The 10791-nt window shown below is 43.0% G+C and carries 10 protein-coding genes; 9 read left to right on the plus strand and 1 reads right to left on the minus strand.

Going from position 1 to position 10791, the window contains the following annotated elements:
• Window positions 1-194 precede the first annotated feature (194 nt).
• The 3 genes from glp (at window position 195) to WB217_RS01320 (ending at window position 2934) form a co-directional block, all read left to right on the plus strand.
• Window positions 195-1460 carry a gephyrin-like molybdotransferase Glp gene (gene glp / locus WB217_RS01310; protein ID WP_423989920.1) on the plus strand — a complete coding sequence of 422 codons (1266 nt, stop codon included), beginning with the start codon at window positions 195-197 and terminating at the stop codon, window positions 1458-1460.
• On the plus strand, window positions 1448-1975 hold the full coding sequence (gene mobB / locus WB217_RS01315) for a molybdopterin-guanine dinucleotide biosynthesis protein B (RefSeq protein ID WP_423989922.1): 528 nt from the start codon (window positions 1448-1450) through the stop codon (window positions 1973-1975). Before glp ends, mobB begins: the two co-directional genes overlap by 13 nt.
• Window positions 1976-2223: 248 nt before the next feature.
• Window positions 2224-2934 carry a YwiC-like family protein gene (locus WB217_RS01320; protein ID WP_423989924.1) on the plus strand — a complete coding sequence of 237 codons (711 nt, stop codon included), beginning with the start codon at window positions 2224-2226 and terminating at the stop codon, window positions 2932-2934.
• Between the two features lie 169 nt (window positions 2935-3103).
• On the opposite strand, the gene WB217_RS01325 is transcribed toward WB217_RS01320, so the two are convergent.
• Entirely contained in the window at window positions 3104-3796 is a 693-nt protein-coding gene (locus WB217_RS01325) for a Crp/Fnr family transcriptional regulator (protein WP_423989926.1), read from the minus strand.
• A gap of 226 nt (window positions 3797-4022) precedes the next feature.
• On the opposite strand from WB217_RS01325, the gene argC reads away from it, so the two are divergent.
• The 6 genes from argC to WB217_RS01355 all read left to right on the plus strand — a co-directional run.
• Entirely contained in the window at window positions 4023-5057 is a 1035-nt protein-coding gene (gene argC, locus WB217_RS01330; RefSeq protein WP_423989928.1) for an N-acetyl-gamma-glutamyl-phosphate reductase, read from the plus strand.
• Window positions 5058-5068: 11 nt separating this feature from the next.
• Window positions 5069-6304: a bifunctional ornithine acetyltransferase/N-acetylglutamate synthase gene (argJ, locus tag WB217_RS01335; RefSeq protein WP_423989930.1), complete on the plus strand. Its 1236-nt coding sequence runs from the start codon at window positions 5069-5071 to the stop codon at window positions 6302-6304.
• 13 nt (window positions 6305-6317) lie between these two features.
• Window positions 6318-7091 carry an acetylglutamate kinase gene (gene argB / locus WB217_RS01340; RefSeq protein WP_423989932.1) on the plus strand — a complete coding sequence of 258 codons (774 nt, stop codon included), beginning with the start codon at window positions 6318-6320 and terminating at the stop codon, window positions 7089-7091.
• Entirely contained in the window at window positions 7088-8242 is a 1155-nt protein-coding gene (locus tag WB217_RS01345; RefSeq protein WP_423989934.1) for an acetylornithine transaminase, read from the plus strand. Before argB ends, WB217_RS01345 begins: the two co-directional genes overlap by 4 nt.
• Before the next feature lie 74 nt (window positions 8243-8316).
• Window positions 8317-9396: a carbamoyl phosphate synthase small subunit gene (locus WB217_RS01350; RefSeq protein ID WP_423989936.1), complete on the plus strand. Its 1080-nt coding sequence runs from the start codon at window positions 8317-8319 to the stop codon at window positions 9394-9396.
• Window positions 9389-10791, plus strand: a 1403-nt coding sequence (locus WB217_RS01355; RefSeq protein WP_423989938.1) for a carbamoyl phosphate synthase large subunit, incomplete at its 3' end; no start/stop codon positions are given. The genes WB217_RS01350 and WB217_RS01355, both read left to right, overlap by 8 nt.

Below are 10791 nucleotides of genomic sequence, written 5' to 3' on the forward strand. Positions count from 1 at the left end.
AAGACTCCTGCGGGCTTAGCTGGTCAGGTGAGACCCCGCAGGAGCGAAGCGACGAGGAGGCTCAGCGCCAGCCCCGCGGAAAGCGAAGCGCCTGGAACGAAAATCAACAGCCTTGTTTAACAGAGCCTAAGTAAAAATGCAAGATACACGAAAAGAGCGAAGATAAGTTTTAACCTGCAATAGGAGCTGATTATATGTTAGAGAAAAGAAACCCTATTCCAATTGGAGAGGCCGTAAAGAGGGTCATGGAACATAAGAAAAATGGCTCGACTGAGTACGTTTCGATTAATGAAAGCTACGGTCGCTATCTGTCAGAGGACCTGAAAGCGACAAGCGATGTCCCGCATTTTGACAGGGCACCGTATGATGGATATGCAGTTCGTTCGATTGACACACAGGGTGCTTCGCAATCTGAGGCCGTTGAGTTTGAGGTCGTGGACCATATAGGAGCAGGCATGCTGACAGATAAAGAACTCGGTCCTTTTCACGCAGTGAGGATCATGACAGGAGCACAAATGCCAGTGGGTGCTGATGCGGTTGTCATGTTTGAATTGGCAAAAGAAGTCGAGAGAGACGGAAAAAAATATATGGAAACAAAGCGCAAGCATAATAAGGGTGATAATGTCTCGTACCGCGGCGAGGATGCGAAGGAGGGGGAAGTGCTTGTCAAAAAAGGTACTTTTATCAATCCAGGAATCCAGGCAATGCTAGCTACATTCGGGTATGCAAAAGTTCCTGTAGCGAAAAGACCGGTGATCGGGCTTTATGCAACTGGAACCGAGCTGCTAGAAGTTGATGAACCTCTTGAGCCCGGAAAAATCCGGAATAGCAATTCCTATATGATCTCGGCTCAAATCCTGCGTGCAGGTGCAGAAGTGAAATACTTTGGACAGCTGCCTGACGATTTCGATACATGCTTCGAAGCGGTCAGTAAGGCAATAGAGGATGTCGATTTATTCATCACCACTGGTGGTGTTTCAGTAGGAGATTATGATTATCTGCCTGAAATTTATGCCAAGATGGGTGCCGAGGTTCTTTTCAATAAAGTAGCGATGAGACCAGGCAGCGTAACAACTGTAGCTCAGCTGGATGGAAAGCTGTTATTTGGACTATCCGGAAATCCGTCCGCCTGTTATGTAGGCTTTGAACTGTTTGCGCGCCCAATTATCAGGACTATGCTATTCTCACAGCTGCCGCATCTAAGAAAGGAATTAGCAATTCTTGACGCTAATTTCCCAAAAGCAAATCCGTTCACAAGGTTTGTCAGAAGCGCATTGACAATCAAGGATGGAAAGCTCGTCGTAACTCCGAGCGGTCTCGATAAATCAAATATCATCATGAGCTTAGCAGGCGCGAACTCGCTGATGATCCTTCCTGGCGGTACAAGAGGCTTCGAGCAGGGGATGGAAGTTGATGTTCTTATGCTTGAAGATCACACAGGCAGTGAGTGGCCTTGGTAAAACCGGTCATTTTCCAGGTTGCAGGCTATCAGGACAGCGGCAAGACGACATTAAGTCTAAAGCTGATAGAGCATTTATCTGCATCCGGGCTGAAAATTGCAACAGTCAAGCACCATGGTCACGGCGGTAAGCCAGAGGTTAATGAATCAAAGGATTCAGGGCGCCATATTGCAGCAGGTGCGGCTGTCTCCCTCGTTGAAGGAGAAGGCAGAATCCTTATCCAGGCAGAACAAAAACAGTGGACTCTATTAGAAGAAATCGAAATGCTATCATTTTTTAAGCCAGATGTGATTCTAGTTGAAGGATATAAGAACGAGAAGTATCCAAAGGCAGTCATACTTAGGGATGAGGGAGATCTGGAGCTTCTTGACAAACTGCCAGATATAAAAGTCGTTTTTTATCGTGATACAAGACTGTCAAAGCATCTCAAGGACCAAGCCATACCAGCATTTGATACGAGTGATGTGTCTGGATTTGCCTGGTTAGCCAATTATATTAGTGCCGATTTCAATTAGATTACGAAATGAGACTTTTTTAAAGGATCATTAGAATTTAACAGCGCAAAAACATACAATACGTAAAATAGAGGCTGAATCTAAGGGTTCAGCCTTTTTGGTGTTCTCAAGAATGCATGAAGAAGAACAGTATTTTGACAGTTCAATGACATTCGATAAAGGGAGAAGTGATATGTGATAAGCTTCACTTATTAGATATTGAAATTATTCTATATTTAAGTCAGGAAAGAACAAGGGAGTGTTGATTCATGAAATTATTTATGCCAAAACAGCACGGAGCATGGGCTATGTTGATCATACCTTTCTGGCTGGGAGCAGCGGCAAGTGAAATAGTCTGGCAGCATGTCCCGTTTTTCATAGGCTGGGTATCATTATATTTAGCAACATATCCACTGTTATTGATGTTTAAAAAGAAGAAAGTACCTTTTTATCGCAAATGGGTCCTTATCTATATGATTCCAGCCCTTTTGTTTTTAATGGTTCCGTTATTTACAACGCCATCCATTGCTTATTTTGGATTATCGATGATTCCATTCTTCATCCTCAATGCTTATTTTTCAGCAAAAAATAAAGAGCGGGCACTAATGAATGACCTCAGTGCAATCATTGTTTTTTCGATAGCTGGGCTGGCCAGCAGCTATCTGCCAGGCGCTGCGATTAACGAAGAAGCAGTCCTTGTATTTGCAGCTTCAATTTTATTTTTCACAGGAAGTACACTCTATGTAAAAACCATGATTCGTGAAAAGAAGAATCACAGCTTTAAATGGATCTCATGGACATACCATCTCCTGGTGCCTGCTTTATGGCTGGCTGCAGGAGAGGAGGCTGTTGCAGTGGCAGCAGTTCCAAGCTTAATTAGGGCGGTCGTTTTATATGGAAAACCAGTATCTGTTATGAAGGTAGGAATTTATGAGATTGTCAATGCTGCATTGTTTTTCATTATCATGTTGTTTAACTAAAAGGCTGTGTTAAAGCTCAATTTTGATTTTTTAGCACCTGTTGATTGGATCGGAAACCAACAGTCTACTTTCACACAGCCAAATAAAAAAGCAGAAGCTGCCAGAAAATGCTGGCAGCTTCTGCTTTTTTGCTTTAAAAAATCAAAAGCAACTATACAAAAAAACTTCATCATTCAATATTACAAACTTCAACAGGGCAGCCTTCACAATCAATTTCTCTTTTAAGCCGATTCAATGCATGAACTGTGATGAAGCCCTTATCGATGGAAATGCTGTTATTCCTTCTTAACTCACTCAGCAGTCGGTTGACTACCTCGCGGGAAGTACCGCAAAAATTGGCGAGCTCCTGGTTTGTCAAGGAAACATCAATTTTTATTCCTTCGTCCGTCTCCACGCCATAACTGTTTGCCAGTCGTATTAATGTCGAATACAAAGCACCTTTCTTTCCATGGAGGACAAGGTCCCGGAATCTGGTTTGTGATTTTCGGTGCTGTAGGGAAAGCCATTTTACCAATTCGAGCGCGAGCGCATTATCCTTCGCGATTTCATTCTCCAGTGTTTCCTTCTTGATGACTGCGACAGTTCCACTCTCAGAAGCTTTCGCAGTAAGTAAATGGCTTGATGCAGGGCTGAATAATGATAGCTCTCCAACCAGTTCTCCGGCTGAGCACATTCTGATTGTCAGTTCACGACCATCAGCAACCATCTTGCTGATCTGAAATTTACCGCTTTGAATAATATACAGCTCAGTTGCGTTATTTCCTTCCTCAAAAAGGAAAGAGCCTTTTTCAATTTTTTTGATCCTGTGAACCTTTTCGAATACTTTATTCAGCTTTGGTGACATGGTTGTTGCAGCCTGCATGTTAATACCACCCCATGTACGGCAGGTCACTTATACTCCTGTCCGTATAAATAATTAATATAATTATATTGTAAAGCATATTAAGCCAGCAATAAAATTGCGAATTGTTCACATATTGTTAATAAATTTGTTGCGTTTTGAAAATTGAATTCTTATAATAAAAAGAACATAATTAATATTTATAAATATTTATGGTTATTTATACATTGTTGGAAGGAGGAGAAAAGTGAAAGCAGCTATCATCGGTACAACAGGATATGGAGGAGGAGAGCTGATTCGCCTTCTGGCAAACCATCCAAATTTCACAATCCATTCAGTCCACACTACGAGAGATGAAAAACCAGTATCCGAAGAATATCCACACTTATCAGGGATTTTTGATAAAGTCCTTACAAACATAGATCCTGAAAAAATCGCTGAAGAAGCGGATGTAGTTTTTCTGGCAACACCTTCAAAAGTTTCTGGAAAGCTTGTAGATTCATTTTTTCATAAAGATATTAAGGTCATAGATTTGTCGGGTGATTTGAGGCTGAAAAAGGGAGATTCATATAAAACCTGGTATGGTCATGATCCGGTTAATGATTCAATCCTTGCTGAGGCCGTATACGGACTAAGTGAATGGCATAGAGAAGAAATCAGAGATGCAATGGTTCTGGCTAACCCTGGCTGTTATCCGACTGCCACGCTTCTTGGTCTGGCACCTGTACTTAAGGAAAAGTTAATAAATCCGTCAAGCATCATTATCGATGCAAAGTCAGGTGTATCCGGAGCGGGACGGTCTCCCTCCATGGGTACTTTATACGCTGAATTGAATGAAAATTTTAAAATTTATAAAGTCAACGAGCATCAGCATATTCCCGAAATTGAACAACAGCTTAGCCAATGGAATGGCGGACAGGTAACGATTACGTTCAGCACACACTTAATTCCGATCACAAGAGGAATCATGGCGACCATGTATGTTCAGCTGAAGAATGAAGTTGATACGGAAAGATTGCTAGATTTATATGAACAAACCTATCATGGCCATCCGTTTATCAGAATCAGGAAAGAGGGAGTTTTTCCTGCAGTAAAAGAAGTAAAAGGCTCGAATTTTTGTGACATAGGCCTGCACGCGGATAGGCGGACCGGGAGGCTGACGGTCGTTTCTGTCATCGACAATTTAATGAAAGGGGCTGCGGGGCAGGCTGTCCAGAATGCCAATCTTATGTTTGGTATAGAGGAGACAGCAGGTCTTGGATTGATACCCCTGTATCCATAAAGGAGGATAACATGTACCAGGCATTAACTGACCAAAACTTAATTAAAGAAATTATTGATGGAGGCATCCTTAGTCCCCAAGGCTTCCTCTGCGGCGGTGTCCATGCAGGACTTCGTTATAACAAGCTTGATTTAGGAATGATTGTGAGCGAAACACCGGGCAGCTGTGCAGCTGTTTACACAACGAGCCATTTTCAGGCAGCTCCGCTATTGGTAACTCAGGAAAGCATCGCCAAAGAAGGTGTTCTCCAGGCTCTCGTTGTCAATAGTGCGTGTGCGAATGCATGTACAGGAGAGCAGGGATATCAGGATGCATTAAAGATGAGGTCATTGGCAGCTTTAAAATTAGGTATACCTGAACATCATGTCGCTGTTGCTTCAACTGGTGTCATCGGAGAATTTTTACAGATGGAAAAAATAGAAGCTGGAATTGATAATCTCGAAATAGGGAAGTCAGATAATGATGCAGAAGCCTTTCAAACAGCAATCCTTACGACGGATACTGTCATGAAGCAATGCTGTTATTCTGCTGTGATTGATGGCAAGACGGTTGTCATTGGCGGTGCTGCCAAAGGCTCAGGTATGATCCACCCGAATATGGCAACTATGCTTGGTTTCCTGACAACAGACGCAGCCATTGATAGTAAGCATCTCACTATGGCATTAAAAGAAGTGACGAACACCACCTTCAACCAAATAACGGTAGACGGGGATGTATCCACAAATGATATGGTACTTGTGCTTGCGAATGGTGCTGCGGGGAATGCCCCGTTAAATCCTGAGCATCCAGAGTGGCCAATTTTTCTTGAACTGTTAAAGGAAAGCTGTGCCAGCCTTGCGAAACAAATCGCAAAGGACGGCGAGGGAGCAACGAAATTAATCGAGGTGTCAGTGAAAGGCGCTCTGACGAATGAAGAGGCCTGTATAGTCGCAAAAAAGATTGCCGGCTCAAACCTTGTCAAAACAGCGGTGTATGGTGCAGATGCGAACTGGGGAAGGATTATTGGTGCAATTGGCCAAAGCCAGGCAACTGTAAATCCCAAAACGGTCGATATCGCCCTTGGCCCTATCAATATGCTTAAGCTTAGTACTCCGATTGCTTTTAACGAGGATGAAGCGAAGGATTACCTAATGAATGATAAAGTGCAAATTTTTGTTGATCTTCAAGTAGGAGATGGCGTTGGTATGGCATGGGGCTGCGACCTTTCATATGATTATGTGAAAATAAATGCAAGTTATCGCACATAAAGGGGCGAATTCTTTGAGGATTGTAGTCATTAAATGCGGCGGAAGTGTATTGGAAGAGCTGACTGACGATTTTTATAAAAGCTTGGGAGAATTGATGGAGGACGGCTTTTCTCCGGTCATTGTCCATGGTGGCGGACCAGCGATCAACGCAATGCTGGACTTATTTGGAATAAAAGCACAGTTCAAAGATGGTTTACGAGTGACATGTGAAAAAACAATGGGAATCGTTGAAATGGTTTTATCTGGTCAAACAAACCGGCAGCTTTGTGCAATGCTGATTAAAAATGGATTCAATGCACTTGGCATTAATGGAAGTGATGGTGATTGCCTCCAGGGAGAGTATCTTGATAAAACTGGATTAGGGTATGTTGGGGCTATATCCGTTGTGAACACCGATTTAATCATGATGGCGATTGAGAAAGGGTATATTCCGGTGATCACTCCTATCGCAGTTGCCGAAGATGGTTTCAAGCTGAACATAAATGGCGATTATGCGGCGGCATCAATTGCGAAAGCCTTAAAGGCGGAACGCTGTGCATTTGTAACCAATGTAGAAGGAATTCTTATCGATGGTGTGATTGTCAGTGACGTAAATGAGAGAGAAGTAGAAAGCTATATTGCAGATGGCCAGATTTATGGCGGGATGGTCCCTAAGGTGAAGTCAGCCTTATCTGCAATAGGTTCCGGGGTAGAGAAAGTAATGATCATTTCTGGTAAAAAGCAATTTTATAAAAATAACAGTTGGCAAGGGACTTCAATTGCCGCAAAAGAGAGGGTTTTAAAATGAGCTATTTATTCCCGACCTATCAAAGATGGGAAATCGAGCCTGAAAAAGCAGCAGGTGCTGTGATTTATGGAAAAGATGGGACTGAATACCTTGATTTCACTTCAGGAATCGGTGTATGCAATTTAGGACATCGGCCCGAGGCTGTAGAGACTGCTGTGAAAAATCAGCTGGAATCGTTTTGGCATGTTTCTAATCTATTTCCACAAAGCATCCAGGAGGAAGCAGCGGAAAAGCTGGCAGAAGCGGCGGATTTAGATTGTGTATTTTTTGCCAATAGTGGGGCTGAAGCGAATGAAGCAGCAATTAAACTGGCTAGGAAAGCTACCGGGCGAACGAAAATTATTTCCTTCCTGCAATCATTTCATGGCAGGACATTCGCAGGGATGGCTGCAACAGGCCAGGAAAAAATCAAGGAAGGATTCGGCAGTATGCTAGAAAGGTTTGTACACCTTCCATTCAATGATCTTGAAGCTTTCCAACACGAAATTGGACCCGAAACAGCAGCGGTAATGATTGAAATCATCCAGGGAGAAGGCGGAATCCATGTCGTAGATTCCGAGTTTCTTAAAGAAATAGAAAAAGCATGTATGCAAAATGGTGCTTTGCTGATCATTGATGAAATCCAGACAGGAATCGGGCGTACAGGGAAGCCATTTGCTTTTCAGCACTTTGGAATAAAACCGGATATTATCACGGTTGCAAAAGGCCTGGGCAGTGGACTGCCAATTGGAGCTGCCGTTGGAAAAGCTGAGTTGAAGGAATTTTTCGGTCCCGGAAGCCATGGTTCAACATTTGGCGGAAATCCGGTGAGTACAGCAGCCGCATCAGCTACGATGGAGATTATTTTTCATGATGAATTTTTACTTGAAGCAACAGCTAAAGGGAATTATTTATTTGAATCGCTCCATAAAAGACTTGGACAATTGGATATTGTAAAAGAAATCAGGGGACTGGGACTGATGGCAGGAATTGAAATGACCACAGATGTCCAGCCGATACTAGCAGCTTTAAGAAAAGCAGGCCTGGTTGCGCTGCCTGCAGGAGAAAAAGTAATCCGTTTGCTTCCACCGCTGAATGTAAGCCAGGAAGAGATTGAAAAGGCGGTTAAAATAATAGAGGAAACAGTAAGCATGCATTCAATCACAGCGTAAGGCTGTATATTTTTTAGAACAAAATGCATAAAAATAAATATTGATAAATAAATATTCAACTGGAGAGGTGTCGAATGAAAGGATATCTGCAACTGGCTGACGGCAAGACATTTCAGGGGCACTTGCACGGAAAGCTGGCTGAAGAAGGAATTGCCGGAGAGATTGTTTTTTTCACCGGGATGACCGGGTACCAGGAGGTTCTGACTGACCCTTCATATAAAAATCAAATCATCGTTTTTACGTATCCGCTAATTGGCAACTACGGGATAAATGATGATGACTTTGAGAGCAAGAAGCCTCATGCAGCAGCTGTCATTGTCTATGAAGCGGCAAGCTCCGCCTATCATTATGAAGCTCAGCATTCATTCTTAGATTATTTAAAGAAATGGGATATACCGGTACTTGAACATGTGGATACAAGAGAACTTGTAAAAAGCATCCGTCAGAATGGCACAATGCCAGCGGTCCTATCAAATGAGCCTGGCTGTGATTTAAGCTGTGACATGATTGCTGGCCTGAAAGTAAAGGAAGTATCGACCATTAAACCTAAAACAATTGGCTCGGGTGATACGCATATTGTTTTAATTGACTATGGATTCAAGAAATCAATCGCTGAATATTTGGTAAAACAAAATTGCCTTGTGACGATTGTCCCATATCATTATACCTTTAAACAAATTGCCGCACTCCAGCCCGATGGCGTCCTATTATCAAATGGACCCGGAGATCCGAAAGAGCTGGCCGGAAACCTGAAAGACATTAAAAAAGTGATTGAGTATTACCCTGTCTTAGGAATCTGCCTTGGACATCAGCTGGCGGCTCTTGCGCTTGGTGGGGATACCAAGAAGATGCTATTTGGGCATCGCGGAGCAAACCAGCCTGTTTATGATGTGACTGCAGACAAGGTATTCATGTCATCACAGAACCATAGCTATGCTGTTGATCAGCACAGTATCGCCAAAACAGGAATGAAGGTGCGTTTTTACAATAAAAACGACCAATCAATCGAGGGACTTTACCATGAAAAACTGTCTCTCCTTACAGTACAGTTCCATCCTGAAGCCAGTCCTGGACCAGAGGACAGTACATTTATATTTGAAGAATTCATCCAAACAGTCAAATACAAAAAGCGGAGAGAAGTCAGCTATGCCTAAAGATACTAGTATTAAATCAGTTTTAGTCATTGGTTCCGGCCCAATCATAATTGGCCAGGCAGCCGAATTCGATTATGCAGGTACTCAGGCCTGTATCGCCCTCAAGGAAGAAGGTTACAGAGTGATCCTTGTAAACAACAATCCTGCTACGGTCATGACCGACCATGTTTTTGCAGACGCCGTTTACTTTGAGCCATTGACAGTGGAAGGTGTAGAAAAGGTCATTGCACTTGAAAAGCCTGATGGAATCCTTGGAACACTAGGGGGTCAGGCAGGCTTGAATTTGGTGTTCAAGTTGAGTGAGCAAGGGATCCTTGAAAAATACAAGGTAAAAGTGCTTGGGACGTCTGTAGAGAGCATCAAGCAGGGAGAAGATAGAGAAGCTTTCCGCAGTTTGATGCATGAACTGAATGAGCCCGTTCCTGAAAGTGAGGTTGTTCAGAAAGTTGAGGAAGCAATCAAATTTGCTGAGAAAATCGGTTTTCCGTTAATTGTTCGTCCTGCATATACGCTCGGAGGCACAGGTGGCGGAATCGCGTCCTCAATGGAGGTATTAACATCACTTGTCACAGGCGGATTGAATGAGAGTCCAATTAATCAATGCTTGGTTGAAAGGAGCATTGCCGGATTTAAAGAAATTGAGTATGAAATGATGCGGGATGCTGCAGGCACATGTATTGCTATCTGTAATATGGAAAATATTGATCCCGTCGGCATCCACACCGGTGATTCAATCGTTGTTGCGCCTTCCCAAACGCTGACAGACCGTGAATATCAGATGCTGAGAACATCAGCCGTTAAAATTATATCTGCCTTAGGGATTATCGGCGGCTGCAACATCCAGTTTGCACTTGACCCCGAAAGCAAAAATTATTATTTGATTGAAGTGAACCCAAGGGTCAGCAGGTCTTCAGCACTCGCTTCAAAAGCGACAGGCTATCCAATTGCCAGAATGGCAGCGAAATTAGCTGTCGGCTATAACCTGGCGGAAATCATGAATCCTGTAACCGGCAATACGTATGCAAGCTATGAACCAGCATTGGACTATGTTGTAGTGAAAATCCCGAAATGGCCGTTCGAACAATTTCCCCAGATTGACAGGACATTAGGCACACAAATGAAGGCAACTGGAGAAGCGATGGCAATTGATCGGAGCTTTGAGCGTGCCTTTATTAAAGCAGTCAAATCCCTGAATATCAAGACGCTGGATCTTAAGCTTCCTGCGATCTCACAATATACAGTTGAGCAGCTATATGATTTGGCAGCAAAACAGACAGACCAGCGGATTTTTGCCTTGCTTGAGCTGCTTCGCCATCATGAGGACATTCATTTACTGCATCAGAAAACGAAAGTTGATTTATTTTTCCTCGCTAAATTTAAGGCGATGATTGATAT

This window comes from Mesobacillus sp. (assembly GCF_049588175.1).
In the GTDB taxonomy this organism is placed as follows: Bacteria; Bacillota; Bacilli; order Bacillales; family Cytobacillaceae; genus Mesobacillus.